This window comes from Kitasatospora sp. NBC_00315 (assembly GCF_041435095.1).
In the GTDB taxonomy this organism is placed as follows: Bacteria; Actinomycetota; Actinomycetes; order Streptomycetales; family Streptomycetaceae; genus Kitasatospora.
Window position 1 is genome coordinate 474063 of the sequence record NZ_CP108025.1, and the last position, 20594, is coordinate 494656.

20 protein-coding genes are annotated in these 20594 nt (G+C 71.8%); 7 read left to right on the top strand and 13 right to left on the bottom strand.

Translation table 11 applies throughout. From position 1 onward, the window contains the following. Positions 1-43: 43 nt before the first annotated feature. The 3 genes from OG823_RS01955 to OG823_RS01965 form a co-directional block, all read right to left on the bottom strand. Positions 44-304: a DUF4235 domain-containing protein gene (locus OG823_RS01955; protein ID WP_371484269.1), complete on the bottom strand. Its 261-nt coding sequence runs from the start codon at positions 302-304 to the stop codon at positions 44-46. A gap of 194 nt (positions 305-498) precedes the next feature. Continuing rightward, positions 499-975: a ferritin-like domain-containing protein gene (locus tag OG823_RS01960; RefSeq protein WP_371484271.1), complete on the bottom strand. Its 477-nt coding sequence runs from the start codon at positions 973-975 to the stop codon at positions 499-501. A gap of 288 nt (positions 976-1263) precedes the next feature. After that, entirely contained in the window at positions 1264-2118 is an 855-nt protein-coding gene (locus OG823_RS01965) for an AraC family transcriptional regulator (RefSeq protein WP_371476864.1), read from the bottom strand. On the opposite strand from OG823_RS01965, the gene OG823_RS01970 reads away from it, so the two are divergent. After that, positions 2117-2602: a DUF2000 family protein gene (locus OG823_RS01970; protein ID WP_371476867.1), complete on the top strand. Its 486-nt coding sequence runs from the start codon at positions 2117-2119 to the stop codon at positions 2600-2602. The two genes, OG823_RS01965 and OG823_RS01970, sit on opposite strands and share 2 nt — an antisense overlap. Positions 2603-3014: 412 nt before the next feature. Then, a complete protein-coding gene (locus tag OG823_RS01975) occupies positions 3015-3560 on the top strand; it encodes a cysteine hydrolase family protein (protein ID WP_371476869.1) in 546 nt (181 codons plus the stop codon). A 216-nt stretch (positions 3561-3776) separates the two neighbouring features. Here the strand turns inward: OG823_RS01975 and OG823_RS01980 are convergent, their stop codons facing one another. After that, on the bottom strand, positions 3777-4532 hold the full coding sequence (locus OG823_RS01980) for a helix-turn-helix domain-containing protein (RefSeq protein ID WP_371476871.1): 756 nt from the start codon (positions 4530-4532) through the stop codon (positions 3777-3779). Positions 4533-4797: 265 nt separating this feature from the next. Here OG823_RS01980 and OG823_RS01985 point away from each other — a divergent pair, with 265 nt between their 5' ends. Both OG823_RS01985 and OG823_RS01990 read left to right on the top strand, forming a co-directional pair. Continuing rightward, complete coding sequence (locus OG823_RS01985) at positions 4798-5469, top strand: DUF4097 family beta strand repeat-containing protein (protein ID WP_371476873.1); 672 nt, start codon at positions 4798-4800, stop codon at positions 5467-5469. 50 nt (positions 5470-5519) lie between these two features. Further along, on the top strand, positions 5520-6353 hold the full coding sequence (locus OG823_RS01990; protein WP_371476874.1) for an alpha/beta fold hydrolase: 834 nt from the start codon (positions 5520-5522) through the stop codon (positions 6351-6353). A gap of 354 nt (positions 6354-6707) precedes the next feature. Here the strand turns inward: OG823_RS01990 and OG823_RS01995 are convergent, their stop codons facing one another. Together OG823_RS01995 and OG823_RS02000 are read right to left on the bottom strand one after the other, a co-directional pair. Continuing rightward, entirely contained in the window at positions 6708-8078 is a 1371-nt protein-coding gene (locus OG823_RS01995) for a hypothetical protein (RefSeq protein WP_371476876.1), read from the bottom strand. 335 nt (positions 8079-8413) lie between these two features. Next, a complete protein-coding gene (locus tag OG823_RS02000; protein WP_371476878.1) occupies positions 8414-9466 on the bottom strand; it encodes an Lrp/AsnC family transcriptional regulator in 1053 nt (350 codons plus the stop codon). Between the two features lie 227 nt (positions 9467-9693). On the opposite strand from OG823_RS02000, the gene OG823_RS02005 reads away from it, so the two are divergent. Then, positions 9694-10545 (top strand): alpha/beta hydrolase, encoded by an 852-nt coding sequence (locus OG823_RS02005; protein ID WP_371476880.1) that lies wholly within the window; start codon positions 9694-9696, stop codon positions 10543-10545. Positions 10546-10690: 145 nt separating this feature from the next. Next, positions 10691-11110 carry a PPOX class F420-dependent oxidoreductase gene (locus OG823_RS02010; RefSeq protein WP_371476882.1) on the top strand — a complete coding sequence of 140 codons (420 nt, stop codon included), beginning with the start codon at positions 10691-10693 and terminating at the stop codon, positions 11108-11110. A gap of 140 nt (positions 11111-11250) precedes the next feature. Here OG823_RS02010 and cpt read toward each other — a convergent pair whose 3' ends face one another. The 3 genes from cpt to OG823_RS02025 all read right to left on the bottom strand — a co-directional run bounded on the left by cpt (position 11251) and on the right by OG823_RS02025 (position 14625). Next, positions 11251-11784, bottom strand: a complete 534-nt coding sequence (gene cpt, locus OG823_RS02015) for a chloramphenicol phosphotransferase CPT (protein WP_371476884.1) — start codon at positions 11782-11784, stop codon at positions 11251-11253. A 730-nt stretch (positions 11785-12514) separates the two neighbouring features. Beyond that, the gene (locus tag OG823_RS02020) at positions 12515-14056 is read right to left on the bottom strand and encodes a DEAD/DEAH box helicase (protein WP_371476886.1); all 1542 of its coding nucleotides are present in this window, start codon (positions 14054-14056) and stop codon (positions 12515-12517) included. 365 nt (positions 14057-14421) lie between these two features. After that, positions 14422-14625: a cold-shock protein gene (locus OG823_RS02025; protein WP_030918248.1), complete on the bottom strand. Its 204-nt coding sequence runs from the start codon at positions 14623-14625 to the stop codon at positions 14422-14424. 531 nt (positions 14626-15156) lie between these two features. Between OG823_RS02025 and OG823_RS02030 the strand changes: the two genes are divergently transcribed. Next, positions 15157-15384 carry a hypothetical protein gene (locus OG823_RS02030; RefSeq protein ID WP_371476889.1) on the top strand — a complete coding sequence of 76 codons (228 nt, stop codon included), beginning with the start codon at positions 15157-15159 and terminating at the stop codon, positions 15382-15384. 237 nt (positions 15385-15621) lie between these two features. On the opposite strand, the gene OG823_RS02035 is transcribed toward OG823_RS02030, so the two are convergent. The 4 genes from OG823_RS02035 to OG823_RS02050 all read right to left on the bottom strand — a co-directional run bounded on the left by OG823_RS02035 (position 15622) and on the right by OG823_RS02050 (position 20097). After that, a complete protein-coding gene (locus OG823_RS02035) occupies positions 15622-15930 on the bottom strand; it encodes an SHOCT domain-containing protein (RefSeq protein WP_371476890.1) in 309 nt (102 codons plus the stop codon). A gap of 48 nt (positions 15931-15978) precedes the next feature. Next, the gene (locus OG823_RS02040; protein ID WP_371484273.1) at positions 15979-16404 is read right to left on the bottom strand and encodes a DUF6325 family protein; all 426 of its coding nucleotides are present in this window, start codon (positions 16402-16404) and stop codon (positions 15979-15981) included. Positions 16405-16982: 578 nt separating this feature from the next. Next, positions 16983-18686: a beta-1,3-glucanase family protein gene (locus OG823_RS02045; protein ID WP_371476892.1), complete on the bottom strand. Its 1704-nt coding sequence runs from the start codon at positions 18684-18686 to the stop codon at positions 16983-16985. Between the two features lie 151 nt (positions 18687-18837). Beyond that, the gene (locus OG823_RS02050) at positions 18838-20097 is read right to left on the bottom strand and encodes a family 16 glycosylhydrolase (protein ID WP_371476894.1); all 1260 of its coding nucleotides are present in this window, start codon (positions 20095-20097) and stop codon (positions 18838-18840) included. Positions 20098-20594: the final 497 nt, after the last annotated feature.

Here is a 20594-nt window from a genome sequence, read left to right on the forward strand (position 1 = left end):
GCGGGCCGGCCGGCCGGGCACCGACTCGTGCGGGCGGTGCCCGTCAGTCGGGCCAGGTGCCGGTCAGGCGGCGGGCACCCGCGGCGCCACCGCGGTCGACCGCCGCCTTGACGAGGGCGAAGACCGCTCCTTGCAGGGCGGCGGCGGTGAGCACCTCTTTCCAGGTGCGGTCCCGGTCGGTGGGCTGCGGAGCCGCTTCCTCGTGTCCGAGAAGGGCCCACAGGCGCTTGAAGACGGCGCTCGCGACCAGACCGCCCAGCACGCCGAACAGCAGCCCGAGCGGCTTGTAGAGGATCTTGACCATCATGAGCTCCTCAGTGAACCGGGCCGGCCGCCGCGAATGGGACTTCGGTGTGCGCCTGCCCGCACCGTGCACGAACAACCATTCCCGGGCCGCCCTCTTGCCGGGACAGCCTCGTGCCGGACCGGCCGACCCCGGGCCGTCCCAGCCCGGTACGACCGAGCCCGGGCCGGCTCTGGGGCGGCCGCCGGAATCGGTCAGGCGGCGAGGAGGTCGGCGAGGTCGTCGGCGTGCTCCTCCTCCTCTTCGAGGATGGACTCGATGAGGCGGCGGGTGGTGGGGTCGTGCTCCCCGAGCCAGCGGGCGATCTCCTGGTAGGTCGAGATGACGATGCGCTCGGCCAGCAGGTTGTGCTCCAGCATGGCCTTGAGGTCCTTCTCGTCCGGCGTGGTGTAGTCGGTGTGAGCACGCTGGGCGAGAGTGGCGGGGTCGAAGTCGGGCTCGCCACCCAGCTGCGCGATGCGCTCCGCCGCACGCAGGCAGTGCTGCATCTCCTCGGCCGCATGCTCGGTGAACTCCGCCGCCACCTGGGCACGGTCGATGCCGGCGGCCGAGATCGCGTGCCGCGTGTACCGCAGCCAGCAGACCACCTCGGTCGCCACCACGTCGTTCAGGACCGCGATCACCTTCCGGACGTCGAGCCCGTAGGTACTCGTCACCGCACCCTCGGCCATCTTCTGCCGGGCCTCGTCCCGGATCCGGCTCACGTCGATGACGAAGTCGTCGCCTGTCACGCTGTACTCCCAGGGCTGGAAATGGACCGTCCGAGCACGTCTTCCCGAGGACGGCCACGACCTACCGCGAAGACCCCGGACTCCACCGGTTCGCAGTACCCCGACACCAGCGCGGCCGGCCGGGCTCGACCGGCGGCGGGCAGTGCGGCAGGCAGCCACGCCCGCAGGTTGCCGTCCGCCCCGTCCCGACCGGTGCCCCACTCGTGTGCCGGGCAGCAGTCGGCCGGTCTACGCGGGTGCGGCGGCCCTGCCGTAGCGGCCCGGCGTGGTGCCCACGATCCGCTTGAAATGCCGGGTGAGGTGGGACTGGTCGTAGAAGCCCGCGGCGGGCGCGGCCTCACGCGGGGGCTGTCCGTCGAGAAGCAGCCGACGGGCCAGGTCGATGCGACGGGACACCAGGTACTGGTGCGGAGCGATGCCGAAGACGGCGCTGAAAGCACGCACCAGGTGCGCCGGATGGACGTGGATCATCGACGCGGCCTCTTCCAGGGCGATGCCTTCGACCAGTCGTGCGTCGAGGAGGTCACGCAGGCTCTGGGCGATGCTGCGGTCGGGCACCGCACTGCCGAAGCCCGGCCCGGGCCGCAGCCGCTCGCGCAGGCGCTCGGCGATGAGGGCCAGACGCCCTTGCGCCTCGAACTCGTCGCCCCGGGTGGCGAGGGCGGTGTGCAGCTGCGCCACACGTCTGCGGAGAACGGGGTCGATGATGTCCGGCCCGTCCACCGCCGGACCGATGAAGCGCGCGTCGAGCTGCGTCATGTCGAGGTAGACCACACGCTTGCGGAAGCCGTTGGGGGTGGCGGGTGAGCCGTTGTGCGGGACGTGTGGCGGGAGCAGGCTCACGGTGTCGTTCGGCGTACCGCGCTCGTGACGGTCCAGGTCGTAGCGGACCGCGCCGTCGTCGACGATCAGGAGGGTCCAGGCGTCGTGCACGTGCATGGGGTACGCGTGCCGGGTGAAGTGGGCGTGGAACACCTCCACCACGCCCGCGACGGGCGGGCGCCAAGCGGAGATCTCCTGCCGGGGCTGCACGCAAAGAACGTACAAGACGGAGCGGGGACGCACCCGGCAGTCTCGAGGCATGAGAACCGAGAACGAAGCCGAGGCCGGACCCGCCGAGTGGATCGAGACCGGACCGGAGGATGCGACCGCCCCCGTCCGTTTCGACACCAAGATCGCCGTTCTGCTGCGCGACGACCTTGAGCCCTGGCAGCGGCTGAACGTCACCGCCTTCCTGGTCAGCGGGATCAGCACGGCGTCACCCGAGGTGATCGGCGAGCCGTACGAGGACGCTGACGGCACCGGGTATCTGCCGATGTTCCGCCAGCCCGTGCTGGTCTTCCAGGGGACGAAGGAGACCCTCACCGCCGCGCACGGTCGTGCGCAGGCCCGTTCGCTGCTGACCTCCGTGTTCACGTCGGATCTGTTCGGTACGGGCAATGACCGGGACAACCGGGCGGCGGTACGAGCCGTGGGCAAGGACCAGCTCGATCTGGTGGGGATCGCCCTCTACGGGACGCGCAACGCGGTGGACAAGGTCCTCAAGGGCGCACGGATGCACCCCTGAGAAACACCGCCGTGCTGGGGGCCCGCCCCCGGAGACGCCCGGACACGGCCGGGCGGTGGACGCCGCCCGAGCCGCGGCCGGCCGCCCGGGCCTGGGCGGCCGGGCCTGGGCGGCCGGGCCTGGGCGGCCGGCGCAGCCACCGCCCCCACCGACGAGCACGCCCGTGCCCGAGCACGCCGGGCGGCCGGGGTCGAACCGACGGCGACCGCCCGGCCGGACGGCCCGGCCGCGGGAGGTGTGCTGGACGCGGCCCGCAGGACACGGTGCTGGATCACTCCGGACGTTCCTTGATCGATTCTGAACTAGACTTCCGTCACCGGATGTTCAGAGGAATCGTCGTACGGCATGTCGCCTGCCGGGCCACCGCGGCCGTGGGCAGGAGGCAACCGTGCGTGGGGCTGGGAGAGACTTCATGACCACTCGCCGTACTGCTCTTGTCGTCGTCGACCTCCAGCAGTGGATCACCGCGATGCCCTGGGAACCGCGTGACGGTGCCGCGGTGATCGCAGCCTCGGCCCGGCTGCGGGCCGCTCTCACCGGAGCGGACGCCCCGCAGCCGAGGGCGCTCTACGTGGCCGTCCGACACCTGCGGGCCGACGGCGGCGACGGCGGATCGCACGCGCCCGCCAACGCGCTGCACCCGCAGGCCGCCCCCGGCCCCGACGACCTGCTGGTCACCAAGAACGAGCTCGACGCGTTCGAGGGCACCGCACTGCGCGAGAGCCTCGACCGCCTCGGCGTCACCGACCTGGTTCTGGCCGGTCTCTCCACCGCCCACGGAGTCGCCGCCACCGCGCGGACCGCGGTGGCGGCGGGCTACCGGGTCACCGTCGTCTCCGACGCCACCGCCAGTACTTCGCACACGGAGCATGACCGAACGCTGGCGGCGCTGGACACCCTCGGCGTGCGGATTCGCACGGTCGAGAGCGTACTGACCGACAAGACCACCGAACGCTGACGACCGCGGGTCGCCGTGCTCCGCCGTGCGGGCGAGGACGCGGTGTCAGGTGTCTTCGGTGGGTTTGGCGTCGTGGGTGGGTCACCGTCTACCGGCCTGAGCCGGGTTCCCTGTGTCCGCACCCCCCGGGGGAAGGGGCGTGCGGGGATCGCGAATGCGTGACCGGAAACCGAGGGGCCGGCGTGGGCAACCGGCTGTGGCCGTCAGGACGGCCGGCTATCCGTGATCAGCACCTGGTGCGGCGCCGCCACCCGGGTTCGCTTCGGGTTTCGTGTGGAGGATTTCGCGGACCTGCTCCGCGGCGCGGAGGATGCTCTCGCTGATGAAGTCGCTGAAGCGGGCGATGTTCTCCAGGCGGGTGGCCGCCGGACTGTCGCGGCCGAGGACGCTGACGCCTCGCCTCGCGGTCTCGGCCACCAGTGCGGTGCCGCGGGCGCTGGCGACCGTCGACTGGTACCAGACGTCGTCGTCGACGAAGTAGCGCTCGCGGCGGCGGTCGTCGCGCTCCCGGCGGATGAGGCCCTGCTCCTCGAGAAACGCGATCGCCTTGGAGACGGAAGCCGGGCTGACCTGTAGGTGCTGGACGAGTTCGGACGCGGTGACGCTGCCCGCGTCGGCGATCAGCAGGCAGGTCAGCACCCGGGCCGTCATCTTGGACAGGCCCTGGTGCATCAGGAGCGTGGTGAACGTCTCCTCGTACTCACGCACGGCTTCGTCGTCGGGCCCCTGGCCCTGCGCCGGCGCCCCCTGCTCTCGGGGCGCAGTGTGTTTGCGCCGGTGTGCGCGACGTTCAGTGGCCCGATGGGCAAGGTCGGCCCGGTAGGCGGTCGGACCCCCGTTGCGCATCACCTCGCGCGTGATCGTCGAGGTGGGGCGGTCAAGACGCCGGGCGACCTCCGCATAGGCGAGGCCGTCGGCCAGCCCCAGCGCGATCTGCTGACGTTCGTGCTCGGTGAGCCTGCCTCCCGGCATCGCGATCTCCTTCGTGGTGCTTCGTGGCCCCCAGTGTGGCCACCGACGCGACGAGCATAGCGTTCACTCTCAATTCATTGCAACACGCAATGCGGGAACTGTTGCATTAGCATCAGAACCATTGCAACGTTTTCCCGGCTTTTACCTGCGCTGATAGGGATTTTGCGCAACGACCCAGTTGCCACATCTATGAATGCAACGTAGCGTTTCCATCATCAGAAACAGCGGGCCGAAGGGGCACGCACCGCAGCACAAGGAGAGCATGATGCAGAAGTTCGACACCACCGCCGCGACCTCCGCCGTCCTGGACATCCCCGCCGGGCGCGTCCAGGTCATCGCCGCCGACCGGGCCGACACCACCGTCGAGGTCCTGCCTGCCGACGCCTCCAAGGGCCGCGACGTCAGGGCCGCCGCGCGGACCACGGTCGAATTCGGCGACGGCGTCCTGCGGATCACGGCCCCGGCCGAGAAGAACCAGCTGCTCGGCGCGTCCGGATCCATCGAGGTGACCGTCCAGCTGCCGACCGGCTCGAGCATCGAAATGAAGGCGGCCGGCGCCGAGTTCCGGGGCGTCGGACGGCTCGGCGACGTCACCGTCGAGGGCGCCCACGGCGCGGTCAAGATCGACGAGGCCGCGAGCGTGCGTGTGACCGCGCACGCCGGCGACATCACGGTCGGCCGTCTCACCGGCCCCGCGGAGATCAGCACCCAGAAGGGCGACATCCACATCGCCGAGGCCACCTCCGGCACGGTCGTGCTGCGCACCCGGACGGGCGATGTGACGGTCGGCTCCGCTCACGGGGTTTCCGCCTCCCTCGACGCCGGCACCGGATACGGCCGAATCGACAACGCGCTCAAGAACACCGACGGCGCCGCCGCCGGCCTGAGCATCCACGCGACCACCGACCACGGTGACATCACCGCCCGCAGCCTCTGACCCGCCGGCAGCCTCCGCCCCGCCCGCACCCCTCCGAAGGAGCACTCCCCATGGCCGACTCGAACGCGACCAACCCGACCAACCCGACGCACTCGGCCGCCTGGAGCGGCATGGTGCCGGTGGACGACACGGCCCTGGCCGTCACCGACACCGGCGGTCCCGGTGTTCCGGTGGTCTACCTCAACGGCCAGTTCGCCACTCAGGGCTACTGGCGGCGAGTCATCACCGAACTGGGGACGGGGTGGCGGCACATCACCTACGACGAGCGGGCTCGTGGCAGGAAGTCGAAGCGTTCCGCGGACTACTCCTTCGAGGCCGCCGTCCGGGATGTCGATGCCGTTCTCGCGGCCAGGGGTGTGGACCGGGCACTGGTGGTCGGCTGGTCCTACGGGGCGGTCGTCGCGGCACACTGGGCCGCCCGGAACCCGGAGCGCACCGTGGGCACGGTCCTCGTCGACGGCGCGTTCCCGCACGACTGGCTCGACGAGGCCATGGAACAGCGAATCCGGACGATGTTCCGACGGATGGGCTGGTTCACGCCGCTGCTGCGCCCGACGGGTCTGACCCCGCGGATGACCGCCGCACAGCAGGCCGACAGCAACATCGAACTCGGCAAGCTCTCCCGCGAGCGCGAACTGGGCCCCGTGCTGGACGACATCACCGTCCCGGTGCGGTACGTGGTCGCTTCGGGGACGTCCCTCGGAAGCCGTGGCGACGAGCAGGAACGGATACGCGCCGCCCTCGACGCGGTGATCGCCCGCAACGCGACCGTCGAGATCAGCGCGAAGGTGGCCAGCAACCACGGGGCCATCCTGCGCAAGGACTTCCACGCCGTCGCCGAGGCCGTACGCGAGGTCGCCGCCCTCGACGACGGCCCGCGCTGAGGATCCTGCCGTCGGATACTCCTGGAGCGGGATTCCTGCCCGCGAGTACCAGCAGGCCGTGCGCTGGAGCCCCGACGGGACCACCATCGTGCTGCCATCGGCCGGGGGGCGAGCCGTACGGCGCCCCGCTGTTCGTCGACAACGCCGGCCTCGTCGCCGGAGTCCAACTGCCCCACAGCGGCGGCGTGTACGCGACCCACCAGGTCGTGGCCCGGCAGCCGTAGCCGGCATCGCCTTGGCCCAGCCCTCCCCTCGCAGCGGGTGGGCCGGGCCGGTGCACGTCCGCCGGTACACGTCCGCCGGCACCACGTCGGCCGGAGCCGGGGCGCCGCCGACCGGTTGATCCCCGGCCGGTCAGCGCAGTGGGAGCCTGCGGAGGAACACGTCGGGGTGGCCGTCGGTGTCCTGGGGGACGAGGGTGCCGTCGTCGGAGTCGAAGAGGACGGACGTGCCCAGCGCGTCGATCGCCGGCGCGTAGGAGGATCCGCTGGACTGGGTGCCGTCCGCCGCGACGCTGACCCGCTCGACCGTGCCCGTCCAGAGGTCGCGGCGGAAGACGTCCTCGGCCTGATTGCTGTCTCCGGCGACCAGGTTGTCGGCGGCGGAGGAGAAGTACACCCGTCGGCCGTCGGCCGAGATGACCGCGTCGTAGGAGGGCCCGTTCGCCCCGCTGCCGTCGGCCGCCGCGCTGGCGGACCTGGTCCGGCCGGTCACCAGGTCGTGGACGAAGACGTCGATCTCGTCGTTGGTGTCGCCGGGCACCACGTCGGGCGAGTTGGAGGTGAAGACCGCGTACCGGCCGTCCGCGCTGAGCGACCCGGAGTTGGCCCAGGTCAGCGCGCCGTCCGTGCCGACACTGCCGCCCGTGGTGCGGCCGGCCCGCAGGTCGCGCACGTAGAAGGGGTAGACGCGGGGCTTGGCGATCTGCGGGTCGGCCGCCCCGGCGCGGGCCGCGGACCGCTGCTCGGGCGGTGTGGCCGCCGCCGCGACGCCCTCCGCGGGGTCCCCCTCCCCGGGGAGGGGGTTGCCCGCGCGGGAGATGAAGCCCACTCGGCTGCCGTCCGCCGAGATGACCGGCTGGGTGGAGGCGCGGTCGGCCTCGGTCCCGTCGGCGCCGACCGTGGCCCTGGTGGTGGTACCGGTCCACCGGTCGGCGACGAAGATGTCCGCCACGCCGTTGTCGTCCCCCGGCACCAGGTCGCTGCGGCCGGAGGCGAAGGCCACGTAGCGGCCGTTCCAGCTGATCGAGGGCGAGTCCGAGCCGCCGGGCTGCTGCTGGGCCGGGTCACCGGTGGTGAGCCGCTCGGTGCGACCGGTCAGGCGGTCCCGGACGAAGACGTCCGAGGTGCCGTTGGCGTCCCCGGGCACGAGGTTGTCGGAGTCCGAGCTGAAGGCGACATACCGGCCGTCCGCGCTGACGGAACCGCCGGAGGAGAACGCGTCGCCCTGGACACCGCCCGTTCCCACGCTGACCCGCTCGGTGTGCCCGTTGCGGACGTCCCGGACGAACACGTCGTAGAAGCCGTTGGTGTCCCCGGGCACCAGGTTGTCGGCCTCTGAGCTGAACACCGCGAAGTGCCCGTCCGCGCTGAGTGCTTCGCCGAACGCCTGGGCGTTCGCCCGGACCCCGCCCGCGCCGACGCTGACCTGCTCGGTGCGCGCGGCCCCGGCCGCCGCCTGTGCCCCCGGCACCACCGTCGCCGCCATGGCGACCGCCGCCAGCACGACCGCGTAGCGGGCGGCCGGCCGCCCGGCCCCCGTCCCGATCCGTTCATCGAGTCCTCCCCTGGTGGGGCTCCCCCGGTGGGCACCGGCCGGTGAGACGGTCGGTCCCCATCGATGACGAGCCGTCCCCTCGGCCGCCCGATCGGCCTCGACTCCCGCCCAGCTTCGCGGTAACTCCGGTGTTCTGTAAGGGTTTTCGATGGAGTAGCCGAAAGAGCGGCGGGATGACGCCAGGGCGGCCCGGCAGCCCCGGACGGCAGAGCGGGGCCCCCGGGATCGGCCGGGGCCCCGGCCCGAGCCTCCCGGCCCGGGCCGTCCTGCGCACGGCGGTGGCGTCATCTCGACGGAACCGACGGGACCGACGGGACCGACGGGACCGGCTGGACCGGCTGGACCGGCGCGGGAGTGCGCTTGGCGGCGTGACTGACGATGGCCGTCTCGACGTGGGTGATGCCCAGGCCGACCAGGTCGCGGGAGAGGAAGCCGTAGAGGGCCGTCAGGTCCGGGAAGTACGCGGCCGCGTGCAGGTTCGAGGGTCCCGATGTCGCGAACGCGCCGTGCACCGAGGGGTGGTCGGCCAGCGCCTGCCCGGCGGCGGCCAGATGGTCGGGGGCCACGTGCAGCAGGAGTTTGGCCTCGATGGGCAGCCCGAGGCGGCGTGGCTCGACCAGGACCTGGGTGATCAGGCGGCCCTGGGCGACAAGTTGGGCAAGACGTCGGCGCACCGTGCTCTCCGCGTGGCCGGTCCGCGCGGCCAGGGCCGCCGCGCTCAGCCGCGCGTCGACGGTGAGAGCGTCGATGAGGTCCTGTTCCAGGGCATCGGTCTCGACGCCGTACGGTCCGGGGGAACCGGACGCGGTCGCTTCGGGCACCGGTTCGGCCGGGCGCAGCGCCGCCCGTTCGGGAGCGGTCAGCACCTGGTGCCGCCACTCGGAGGTGAGCCGGAAGACGTGCAGGATCGTGGCGCTCTCCACGGACGTCACCGCCTGGGTGGAGGGCAGCTGCCGGAAGACCAGGGGGTCGCGTGAGCCCGGCTCGGTGCGGGCGACCGCGAAGATCTCGTCGCCCGAGGTCGTGACGTCGATGAACGGGATGTCCTCGCGCGCCGCGAGCGCGGCCACGATCGTGTCGAGCTTGCCTCGCAGGACCCGGATGCGCAGGAACAGGGCCCCGGCGGAGCCGCCGTTGCGCGGTCGGGCGACCGGTGAGACCACCACGCGCACGGTACCGTCGGCGCCGAGTGCCTGCAGGCGGCGGCGCACGGTGGCCGGGCCGAGCGCCAGCACGTCGGCCGCCCGCTCAGCGGTGAGGCGGCCGTCCCACTGCAGTGCGGCGACCAGCCGCTGGTCGAGGAGGCTCAGTACGGAATCCGCCGAGGTGCGCGCCATACAGGCAAGTTTCGCTCATTTCGCCGCACCGCGGAGCCCCTCCCGGGGGACACGGCCCAACCATGGATCTCATCCACCCCGAAACGACGGATCCACCCACGGAGGTCCAGGTGCCCACGTTCGAGCAACGGGAAAAAGTGCACTTCGCCAGCGGCGACACCTCATGCGCCGCTTGGTACTACCCCGGGTCCGGCGGCGGCTGCGTGATCATGGCCGGCGGAACCTCGGTGACGAAGGAACCGGCCTCGGACCGGTTCGCCGCACGGTTCAACGACGCCGGTTTCGCCGTCCTCGCCTTCGACCACCGAAGGTTCGGAGAGAGCGGGGGCGCACCGCGCCAGATCGTCGACTTCGACGAGCAGGTCGCCGACTGGCACTCCGCGATCGAGTACGCGTCCGGCCGACCCGACGTCGACCCGGAGAGGATCGCGGTCTGGGGCTTCTCGCTCGCGGGCGGCCACGTCTTCCGCGTCGCGGCCGACCACCCCCGACTGGCCTGCGCGATCGCACAGACCCCGCTGGTCGACGGCCGTGCGATCGCGCCCCACGCGCTGCGCTCCATGACGCCCGTCGCCCTGCTGCGCCTTCTCGGCCGGGGCGTCGCGGACGCGCTCGGTGGTCTCGTCGGGCGACCGCCCCTGCTGGTCCCCACCGCCGGACCGCGCGGCGCCGTCGCCTCGCTCACCACACCCGACGCGATGGACGGTGACCGGGCCCTGGACCCCGAGCGTCGGCACACGAACTGGGAGCAGACGGTCGCCGCGCGGATCGCCCTGCGGATCGGCTGGTACCGGCCCGGTCGACGTGCCTCCCAGGTCCGGTGCCCCCTGCTGGTGGTCGTCTGCGACCAGGACCAGAGCGTGCTCCCCGGCCCCGCCGTCCGGGCGGCCGGGAACGCGCCGGCGTCCGAGGTGGTTCACCTGTCCGGGCGCCACTACGCCCCCTTTCTCGAATCGCACGAACAGGCCGTCGAGGCGGAGATCGCCTTCCTGCACAGGCATCTCGATCCCCGCGATCCCGGCCACCTCCCGCCGGCGACCATGGCGGAGGTGCGACGGCCCGAACGCCTGGGACGATGACCTGACGGCCGGGACGGCGGGCCGGGGATCGGGCGCGGGACCGGGCTCGGGATCGGGCTCGGGACCGGCCTTGACTTCAAGTGCGCTTCACGTTCTACGGTCCAGGGACACGGCGGACGACACCCGAGAGCGGAGCAACGCAACCATGGTCTTCACCCCCGAGGAGCACGCCTACCTCGCCACCCAACAGCTGGGCCGACTGGGCACCACCGGCCCGGACGGAGCGCCGCAGGTGCGCCCGGTGGGCTTCCGGCTCAACGAGGACGGCACCATCGACGTCGGCGGCCCGAACATGGCCGCCAGCCAGAAGTACCGCAACGCCCGCCGCAATCCACAGGTCTCGTTCCTGGTCGACGACATGACGCCGGCCGACGACCCCGATGCCGTGGCACCCGGCTGGGGACGCGGTGTGGAGATCCGCGGCCGGGCCGAGCTGCTCACCGTCGACGTGCCGCCGGTCGCGCCGAGCTTCTTCGCCCACGAGATCATCAGGATTCACGCCGAACGGGTCGTCACCTGGAACCTGGCCGAGAAGGGCAGCTCCGCCCGCGACATCTCCCGGTGACCAGCACCCGGCACACCGCGCACGCAGCGGCCCGGTGAGCCTCCGCGCGCCGTAACGCGGCGGGCGGCGGCGCAGCGGCCGGCGGGACGGGGAGAGGTGAGACGGGGAGGGGCGCCACGACGGAGCGGGCGGGCCGTCGGTCACGTGACATGGACGGCGATGATCCGTGCACACTCCATCGACTCGGCGTTCGCGGTGTCCACCTCCAGGTCGTAGGCCACGCCTCGGTGGACCACCTCCGCCTGGGACACGGCCATCCCGATGGTCCGATCGCCTCGTGCGACCTCACGGCCCGCGGCGACCGCGCCGTCACACCTGACGCCGACCCACAGCACCCGCAGGTCACCCAGTGCCTCCTGCCATCGCTGCTGCGAGGCGGCGCCGCCGAGGAAGACCTCGTCGATGATCACACGGGCACCCGCACCGGCCATCGCCGCGATCCCCTTGATCCATGCCGCCTCCAGCGTTCGGAACTCCGGACCGACAGTCACCTCTCCGTCCGGAGCGAACTCGATCCCGCCGTCCGACGCCTGCATGGACGCCGGCATCGCCTCGACCAGCGTGTCCGTCCCGAGGGCCAGCCAGGGATCCGGCAGAACCGCCTGCAGACAGCGGATGATTCCCGACTTCCCCGAGCTGGAACCACCATTGAGAACGATCACCTGAGTCGTCATCGCGCCACTCTAGAGGTGCCGGGACGGCGCTCGAAACGGATTTCCGCGACCCTTGTCGACCGGGCGCTCGCAGGCGCTCCTCTCCCCCCGGGAGGTCTGCGTCGGGGCTGACGTCAGACGGACGTCCACGGTGGAGGAGATCACCGGCGCGCCGGCGCGCACGTTCCGCTCATGGGCGCAGGAGCACGCGGACGGTAGGTGACCGCGTTCGACCCGGGTCGCGTTTCAGCGCCGGCCAACAGGGCCTCGGCGAGAGCGGGTGACCTGCCGTCGGCGAGCATCTGCTGACGTGCGACCTCCGTCGGGACCTTCTCGAAGCGCGTCGGGCGGCCGCTGAGGCTGTTCCGAGACCACCCGGGACGCTCCACGACAGCGAGTGCCGAGGGGTGTCGTCCGGTCCTCCCCCGGCCCCTGGCCCCTGGCGCCGGTCCGACCCGGCCGCCTGTTCCGCTGCCGGTTCCGGAGGCGGCGGCGGTGGCGGTGGCGGTGGCGGTGGCGGTGGCGGAGCGTCCTGAAGCGGCTCGCGTGATCGGGGCCGCCGGGGCAACCGGGTCCGCCCAACGGGCCGGTGGCGCCGGACGGGGTGTCGGCGAGAGCCACGGCGTCGGCTCCGGTGTCCCTCGTGCGGTCGCCGTCGGAGCGCCGGGTTCACCCGTGGGAGCGCCGGGTTCACCCGTCGGTGAACGAAGCGTGCCCGGCCCGCACGGCGGACCGGGCACGCTTCGTGTGCTTACGCCGCGAGGGCGATGCGCCTCGGCGCGCTGCCACGGGAGCCGGCGGAGCCCTGCGCGGTGCGGCCGGCGTGGGACGGGCGGCTGCGGCGGTTGCGGCCGGCGGAGGCGCTGCGGCGGGGGCGCTCGACCACGGGGTCGGCCACCACGACGGGCACGCCGGTGGGGACGCGGGCGCCGGTGATGCGGGCCAGCTCCTCGTCGCTGGAGTGCACGTGGGTGGAGGTGGGGGTGATGCCGGCGGTGGCCATCATCCGGGCCATCTCGCGGCGCTGGTTGGGCAGGACCAGCGTGACGACCGTGCCGGACTCGCCGGCCCGGGCGGTGCGTCCGCCGCGGTGCAGGTAGTCCTTGTGGTCGGCCGGCGGGTCCAGGTTGACGACCAGGTCGAGTCCGTCGATGTGGATACCACGGGCGGCGACGTTGGTCGCGATCAGCGCGGTCACCTGGCCGGTGCGGAACTGCTCCAGCGTGCGGGTGCGCTGCGGCTGGGACTTGCCTCCGTGCAGTGCCGCCGCCTTGACGCCGTTCGCGAGCAGGTCGAGCACGAGGCGGTCGGCGCCGTGCTTGGTGTCGATGAACATGATCACGCCGCCGTCGCGGGAGGCGATGTGCGCGATCGTGGCGTCCTTGTCGCGGTTCTGCACGTTCAGGACGTGGTGCTCCATGGTGCTGACGGTCGCGGCGGACGGGTCCACGGAGTGGGTGACCGGGTCCTTCAGGAAGCGGCGGACCAGCCGGTCGACGTTGCGGTCCAGGGTGGCGGAGAACAGCATGGTCTGGCAGCCTTCGGCGACCTGGTCGAGGAGCTCGGTGACCTGCGGCAGAAAGCCCATGTCGGCCATCTGGTCGGCCTCGTCCAGCACCGTGATGCCCACCCCGTCGAGCTGGCAGTCGCCGCGCTGGATCAGGTCCTTGAGTCGACCGGGGGTGGCCACGACGACCTCCGCACCCCGGTTCAGCTGCTGGGCCTGACGCCCGATGGACATCCCGCCGACCACCGTCGCCAGGCGCAGCCGGACCGAGTGGGCGTAGGGGGTGAGGGCCTCGGTGACCTGCTGGGCCAGCTCGCGCGTCGGGACCAGCACCAGGGCCAGCGGACGGCGGGGCTCGGCCCGCTGTCCGGCGGTACGGGCCAGCACGGCGAGACCGAACGCGATGGTCTTCCCGGAGCCCGTGCGGCCACGCCCGAGGACGTCGCGGCCGGCCAGCGAGTTCGGCAGCGTGGCGGCCTGGATCGGGAACGGGGAGGTGACGCCCTGTCGGGTCAGCGTCGTCAGCAGCGCGTTCGGCATGTCCAGCTGGTCGAAGGACTCGACGGCCGGCAGCGCCGGGGTGGTGCTGACCGGCATCGCGAACTCGCCCTGGACGGAGGAGCCCTGACGACGCGTCGAGCCGGCGGAGCGCGACGTTCCGCCGAAGCGGGACCCGGACCCGGTGCCGCCTGCCGAGCGAGCGCCGTAGGAGCCGGCGCCGGAGCGGGAGCCTGCGGCGGAGCGGGAGTTGGAGCCCTGGTACGAGGAGCGACTGGAACGGTTCATGCGAAAACCTTCCTCATGATTGGCGCGTCGCGAGGAAGACTCCGCGGCGCGGGGCACCGGCGGAGATCGCAAGGAACGGGCCTGAAAGCGTGAAGTGCGGGGCGTGGACGGTAGAACCGTGCGGCACGTCACCTACGGTCGGCGCTCACCGAAGTGCGGGAGCGAAGAACCTCGAGCCGTGAGATGTCACGGCCGGGCGCCGATCCGGACGCGGCGCCGTGCGCCTCGCGTGGGGATGGTCGCCGGTGGCGGAGCCGGAGGGCCGCCTGAGCGGCCCGGGAAGGCGGTCTGCGCATGCGCGGGGGCCCGCACCGTGCGTGTACGCGGTGCGGGCCCCTGCTGCCAGGCGGGTGCCCTGGCGAAAACTACAGCGGACGAATGTTCTCGGCCTGCGGGCCCTTCTGGCCCTGCGTGACGTCGAACTCGACCTTCTGGCCCTCGAGCAGCTCGCGGAAGCCGTTGGCGTTGATGTTCGAGTAGTGGGCGAACACGTCCGGGCCGCCACCCTCCTGCTCGATGAAGCCGAAGCCCTTTTCCGCGTTGAACCACTTCACAGTGCCATTAGCCATAAAAAAATCTCCTTCAAGGGGCTGTCCGGGAACCGCACCGTGCGGATCCCGAGTGCCGCGATGATGACCCACCCGCGAAAGTACCGGGAAACAAAAATACGCCTGCGATACATCAGCAGGCGCACACAAAGTTCATGGGAACCACTACTGCAACTGGATCGACTCTAGCAGGTCCGGGCCCACCGCGGTGCCGTGTTCTCACCGCGGTACTGCCGGAGCACCCCGGGCGGGGAGCTCCGCCGCGACCACGCGGTCGGTGAGCAAGCACTCTGCTCCGGCAAGGTTGCCGGTACAGCGGCGGCTCCGGCCGAGCCGGGGCTCCGGCACAAAGCTCCGGCACAGGGTGGCCACCGGGGCGTGGGACCGTGGCGGTGGGCATCCGTCCCGGCGCTCCCGGGCGCCGCGGGTGCACCCGCGGCGCCCCCTTTCCATCGCCGGGAGCGGTGAACCGAACCCTCGGATTCCGGCCCCGGCGAATTCCGCTCCTCCGGAACGGCTCAATTTCGTGCTGTTCGGCGCATACTTGTCTGGATGACAGACTCAGCAGCATTCCGGCGCCCCCTGCCCACCAGCCCCTTCAAAGCGCGGGTCGAAGCACCCGTCAGGCGGTTCGCCGTCGGGGACAGGGTCTCCCATGACCGGTACGGCCTCGGCCGGGCCATCGGAGTCGAGGGCGACAGCGACATCGCGGTACTCGTCGACTTCGGCTCACGGCAGGAGCGGATCACCCAGCCGTACGCCATGATGTACAAACTCTGAGCCCAGGGGCTCGCACCCACCCGCCGACGGCGTCCGCCTCACTCACCGGGGGCGGGTCCGTCGAGCCAGGGGTGCGAGCGCGCCGAAGCCGGGCCCGGGTGCGCACGCCCCGGACCCGGCTTCGGCGTGTCCGCCGACACCCCCGACGTTCGGCGTGCCCGCCGACACTCCGACGGGCCTGCGGTTCGTCCCCGCCAGGGAGACGTCGGACACCGGTCGCGGCGCTCGGTTCGACCGTCAGCTGTTGAGGATGCGCTCCTTCTGCACCTGGAACTCGGCGTCGGTGAGGATGCCCTGTTCCTTGAGCCCCGCGAGTTCCTTGAGCTGGTCGATCTTGCTGCCCATACCGACCGGTGCGGGCGCCGGTGCCGCCGGCGGGGGCGGAGGCGGGGGCTCCTGGTAGTACTGCTGCTGCGCCGGCGGGGCCTGTTGGGGTTCCTGCTGGGCCCAACGGCCGGCCTGGCGCCGGGACACGCGGTTGGAAACGGCGGTCGCGGTGCCTGCGACCACTGCGGTACGGGCGACTCCTCGGAGCAGTCCGGGCATCGTCTTCTCCTTGTGCGGGATGTCTGCCGACCGGGCCGGACGGTACGGCTACTCCACCGCGGACTCGGTTGCGTCCAGGGCCGCGATGACGTCCTGGAGCGGGATCCGGCCGCCGGCGACCAGCTGGGCGCCGGCGCGGCGCAGGGCCGCGACGAACGGCGCGGCCCACAGGTTCTCGTACACGATGAGACCGGCGGAGTTGCCGGGTTCGAGGGCGGCGGCGGCCTCGACGAGGTCGTCCCCGCCGATCAGGCCGGAGGCCGCGCCCTCGAAGACCGCGAGGTCGAGTTCGCCGTCGCCGGTGATGTCGGCGATCTCCAGTCCCACGACGGAGCCGTCGAGCTCCTTCTTCATGAAGGTCAGATCGATGATCCGGATGATGCCGCGGTCGACCAGGTCGACGAGAAGCGGGAGTCCTTCGCCGGTCATCCGGCTGCCGGGGAACTCGATCACCGCGTAGTCGATCGGGCCCATCTCGTGGTGTTGGTCGGTCACAGTGGCTCCTTGGTGTGGTGCACAGCGGGAGGCGAGTACGGCAGGTCGGCCGGTCGGCGCCGGCCGCCTCCCACTCCTCCCGGCTGACGGAGTCGGAACGTCGGAGCCCGGCGAAGTCGAGCGGTACGTCGGCCTCGCCGGCGGGACCTGGTCCGGTCCGCCCCCGCCCGGAGCAGGCAGGTGCGAACGGGGCCCCGCGAGCGCCAGGTGGCACAGACCGCCTGTCGCCCCGGCATCCACTCTTGCCGAGGAAGCGAGCGGCCGCACCTTCGCAGGCGGGTCGCCCACCCGGTCGGCGCACGCGCGCCGCGCATCACCACGAGCCACGGAGCCACGGCGTCGATGATCATCTGGTGCCGCCGCCGCAGCCTGGACCGCTGCGCCGGGCCCTCCGGGGGCGCACACGCTGCGGGGGGCGGATGGGCAGCGGCCGCCGGGCGCTGTCCCGTCCCCGCCCATGGCGGAAGACGGGACAGCACCCCTCCGCTTCGGAGGGCTCACGACGACGGATCACGCACGCGTGATCGTCCACCGGCACATCCGGTTGTCCGCTTGCCTCATGCGAACGTGAACCAGTTGAGGTTGACGAAGTCGCCCGGCTGGCCGCTGGTGAAGGTCAGGTAGACGTCCTGGGTACCGGTGACCTTGGCGATGTCGGCGGGGACGGTACGCCAGGTCTGCCAACCGCCCGTGGAGGCGAGGGCGAAACTGCCGACAGGCGTGGCCGTGCGGCTTCCGATGCGCACCTCCACCAGGCCGCTGATCCCCGCTGCGGCGCCGGAGGCGACCCGTGCGCTGAAGCGCGTCGCCCCGCCGCTGCCGAAGTTGACGGCGCTGTACTTCAACCAGTCGCCGTTGGCCAGCCATCCGACGTCCTGACCGCCGCCGGTGTCGGAGCAGGATTCGACCGTCGTCCCCGACTGGGCGCCGAACGACTCGGCCTGGATGGTGCTGAAGGCGCTGACGCCGCCCGGCTGCGTCGCCGTCGGGGTCGGGCTGGGGCTGGGGGTGGTCGTGCCGCCTCCACCGCCCGCCGAGCCGCCGACGGTGATCGTGAAACGGCTGGGGGTGCCGGACTGCACCTTGCCCTCGAAGTCGACGCCTGCCGGGTGGACGTCGTCGTAGGGGAAGGCGTAGCCGAGGCCGTCCGGAGTGGTGCCGTGCAGGATGCGGGCGTAGTGGTTGGTCCGGGCAGCGGTGTAGAAGGCGGCGGGGTTCTCACCCGTGGGCTGGTTCGGGTTGTCCAGCAGGGTGGTGCGGTTGAGCGCGGCGGCGAGCCGGGCGCTGACGTTGCCCATCTGGTCGTTGCCGGTGGTGAACGGCGCGTCGCTGCAGGAGAAGATCGAGAGGGTGGACGGCTTGCTGAAACCGCCCACGCCGGGGAAGTCCAGCCGGTCGCCGGAGACCCGGCCGACCACGGTCCCCCAGGTGTACTGGGTGTCGATCCGAAGGTCGGTGGTGCGGTAACGGTCCCAGACCTTGTTGACGTAGTCGTCGAAGTAGCCCGCGAAGAGCGAGGTGTTGCCACGGATGGCGAGGTTGGGACTGAGTACCCGCAGGTCGGAGCCGCCGCTGTTGACGACCAGCCGGCTCCAGTCGCTGCCGTCCGCCGCCGACTGGGCGCGAAGGGCCGACGCGACCCGGCTCAGGCCGTCGGCGGGCAGACCGCGGACGGTCTGGGTGCCCTCGGCCGTATCCAGGCGGAAGGCGATCGGCAGGCACACCATGTCGACGAACGTGATGTTGGCGTAGAGCTGGTCACTGTTGTACGTGAACTCGCAGAAGTCGTGCCGCACACCGATGTTGGGGTCGGCGGGGTTGCTCACCGAGGGCAGGGCCAGGCCGCCGCCGCGGTTGAGCAGGAAGGTGAGCTTCGAGCCCACCGAGAAGTAGATGCGGCCGCTGTCCAGGTGCGGCATGGTGACCGAACGGGCGCCGGCGCCGGAGGCGTTGAGCGGGATGGCGCAGTCCACACCCAGCGGGGTCTGGTCGTTGGCGGGGGACGGCGGGTGGTAGAGGGACGTGCCGTCGGCCTGGATGAAGGCCCAGTTGCCGCCGGCGGCGGGGTCCCGGCCCAGCACGTAGGCGTAGACGGTGTTGTTGCCGGTGGTGTTGAGCAGGTCCAGCGGGAGGGTCGCCGCGGTGGAGGCGTCGGCGCTGGACTGCAGCCACCAGGCCGCCGCAGGGACTGCCAGGGCCATACCCGCGGCGGCGGTGAGGAGTTTGCGGCGACTGATGGGGCGCTGATGACGTGCCGTCATGAGGGGGCACCTTCTTCCGTGTGGTGGGCCCGCGTCACGACGTCCGCGTCACGGTTCTCACTCGTGAGCGCGGGCGTCGGACGTGGGTGTGGGGGTGTGGGGGTGTGGGGGTGTGGGGGTGTGGGGGTGTGGGGGTGTGGGCCGGGTCGGCTCAGCCGATGGTCCACTTCTGGTTGGCGCCGCCGCCGCAGGTCCAGGTCTGCAGCCGGGTGCCGTCGGCGGAGGAGTTCCCGGTGGCGTCCAGGCACTTGTTCGCGCCGACGTTGGTCAGGTCGTGGGCCGCGGTGTACGTCCACTGCTGAGCCTTGGTGCCGTTGCAGGTGTAGAGCTGCACCTGTGCGCCGTCGGCGGTCGAACCGCCAGCCACGTCGAGGCACTTGCCCAGGGCCCGCACCGAGCCGTCGGCGCCGACCGTCCACTGCTGGGCCGGGCCGCCGGTGCAGTTGTGCAACTGGATCGGGGTGCGGTCGGCGCTGGAGGCGCCCGCCACGTCCACGCACATGCCGCCGATTCCCTTGATCGCGCCGCTACCGGGGGAGTTGTTCCACGCCGAGGCCCGCACGTAGTCCACCGTCATGGCCTGGGGGAAGGACGTGGAGGCGTCCGGGTTGCCCGGCCAGTCACCGCCGACCGCCAGGTTGAGGATGACGAAGAAGGGGTGGTCGAAGACCCACTTGTTGGCACCGGCGTCCGCCGGGGTGCGGGTCTCGTACGTGGCGCCGTCCACCGACCAGGTGATCGCGCTCGGGCTCCAGTCGACGGCGAAGACGTGGAAGGCGTCCGCGAACGCCGCACCACCGGGCAGGGAGTACCCGGCGCCCGGTCCGGCGGCGCCGGAGTACCCGGGGCCGTGGATCGTGCCGTGGACGGTACCCGGCTCCTTCCCGATGTTCTCCATGACGTCGATCTCGCCGCTGGTCGGCCAGCCGACCGTGCCGATGTCCGAACCGAGCATCCAGAAGGCCGGCCACGTGCCCTGGCCGCGCGGGATCTTGATCCGGGCCTCGAAGTGGCCGTAGGCCTGGGTGAAGCTCTGGGCGGTGTTCAGTCGCGCCGAGGTGTACTGGCACGAGCCGTACCAACAGCTCAGACCCGGGTCGGTGTTCTTGCGGGCGGTGATGACCAGGTTGCCCTGGCCGTCGAGCGCGGCGTTGTTCGCACTGTTGGTGTAGTACTCCAACTCGTGGTTCCCGAAGCCGGATCCGCCGGTCTCCAGGGTCCACTTCGCGCGGTCCGGTCCTTGCCCGGCCGCGCCGTTGAAGTCGTCCGACCACGTCTGGGCGGCGATGGCGGCGCTGGCGCGCGATGTGCCGGATCCGCTCACCGACACCAGGATCGCGGCCACCAGCGCCGCCGAGAGAACGAGGACGAATCCACCTAGGGACCATCGGCGGGCACGATGAGCAGCCATGAGCACACACCTTGTTGCAGAGGGACGGACGTTGCACAGGACGCGTTCGGTTCGGCGCCGAGAGCGCTCTCACGCCCGGCGGGGTCGTGATCCTACGGAAGGCGCGGTGGCTCGGGCAATGACGGTACGAATCCGAAAACCCGCCCTGACCTGCGATGACGCCGTGGACGCTCACGAGCTAAGGTGCTCTTAAGGCTGAGCTAAGGAGAAAGTGTCGAGTACATGGCCTACCCGGCCCCGAAGTGGTCTGCGAACAGCCTCGACTGACGGACCCTCGGCGGAGCCGATCGCGCCGCGCTCCCGCCCTGTACCGCGCGGCGGTGTCCCTGACGGGTCGCCACAGGAGAACCGATCGCCGCCACCCGCTCGCCGAGCCGACGGGCGAGTTCGGAGGGAGCCCGGAGCGGTCCGCGCCAGGATCCCCCGTGCGCCACTCCCGCAGGGTCCCGCACTTCCTCCGACGCCCGGTCGAGCAGGCGTCGCACAGCGGCTCGACC

What these genes read in the sequence shown, in the direction of transcription:
- OG823_RS01955 (WP_371484269.1), bottom strand. Translation starts at nt 304, where the DNA reads ATGGTCAAGATCCTCTACAAGCCGCTCGGGCTGCTGTTCGGCGTGCTG.
- OG823_RS01960 (WP_371484271.1), bottom strand. Translation starts at nt 975, where the DNA reads ATGGCCGAGGGTGCGGTGACGAGTACCTACGGGCTCGACGTCCGGAAG.
- OG823_RS01970 (WP_371476867.1), top strand. Translation starts at nt 2,117, where the DNA reads ATGAGAACCGAGAACGAAGCCGAGGCCGGACCCGCCGAGTGGATCGAG.
- OG823_RS01965 (WP_371476864.1), bottom strand. Translation starts at nt 2,118, where the DNA reads ATGCCTCGAGACTGCCGGGTGCGTCCCCGCTCCGTCTTGTACGTTCTT.
- OG823_RS01975 (WP_371476869.1), top strand. Translation starts at nt 3,015, where the DNA reads ATGACCACTCGCCGTACTGCTCTTGTCGTCGTCGACCTCCAGCAGTGG.
- OG823_RS01980 (WP_371476871.1), bottom strand. Translation starts at nt 4,532, where the DNA reads ATGCCGGGAGGCAGGCTCACCGAGCACGAACGTCAGCAGATCGCGCTG.
- OG823_RS01985 (WP_371476873.1), top strand. Translation starts at nt 4,798, where the DNA reads ATGCAGAAGTTCGACACCACCGCCGCGACCTCCGCCGTCCTGGACATC.
- OG823_RS01990 (WP_371476874.1), top strand. Translation starts at nt 5,520, where the DNA reads ATGGCCGACTCGAACGCGACCAACCCGACCAACCCGACGCACTCGGCC.
- OG823_RS02000 (WP_371476878.1), bottom strand. Translation starts at nt 9,466, where the DNA reads ATGGCGCGCACCTCGGCGGATTCCGTACTGAGCCTCCTCGACCAGCGG.
- OG823_RS02010 (WP_371476882.1), top strand. Translation starts at nt 10,691, where the DNA reads ATGGTCTTCACCCCCGAGGAGCACGCCTACCTCGCCACCCAACAGCTG.
- cpt (WP_371476884.1), bottom strand. Translation starts at nt 11,784, where the DNA reads ATGACGACTCAGGTGATCGTTCTCAATGGTGGTTCCAGCTCGGGGAAG.
- OG823_RS02020 (WP_371476886.1), bottom strand. Translation starts at nt 14,056, where the DNA reads ATGAACCGTTCCAGTCGCTCCTCGTACCAGGGCTCCAACTCCCGCTCC.
- OG823_RS02025 (WP_030918248.1), bottom strand. Translation starts at nt 14,625, where the DNA reads ATGGCTAATGGCACTGTGAAGTGGTTCAACGCGGAAAAGGGCTTCGGC.
- OG823_RS02030 (WP_371476889.1), top strand. Translation starts at nt 15,157, where the DNA reads ATGACAGACTCAGCAGCATTCCGGCGCCCCCTGCCCACCAGCCCCTTC.
- OG823_RS02035 (WP_371476890.1), bottom strand. Translation starts at nt 15,930, where the DNA reads ATGCCCGGACTGCTCCGAGGAGTCGCCCGTACCGCAGTGGTCGCAGGC.
- OG823_RS02040 (WP_371484273.1), bottom strand. Translation starts at nt 16,404, where the DNA reads ATGGGCCCGATCGACTACGCGGTGATCGAGTTCCCCGGCAGCCGGATG.
- OG823_RS02045 (WP_371476892.1), bottom strand. Translation starts at nt 18,686, where the DNA reads ATGACGGCACGTCATCAGCGCCCCATCAGTCGCCGCAAACTCCTCACC.
- OG823_RS02050 (WP_371476894.1), bottom strand. Translation starts at nt 20,097, where the DNA reads ATGGCTGCTCATCGTGCCCGCCGATGGTCCCTAGGTGGATTCGTCCTC.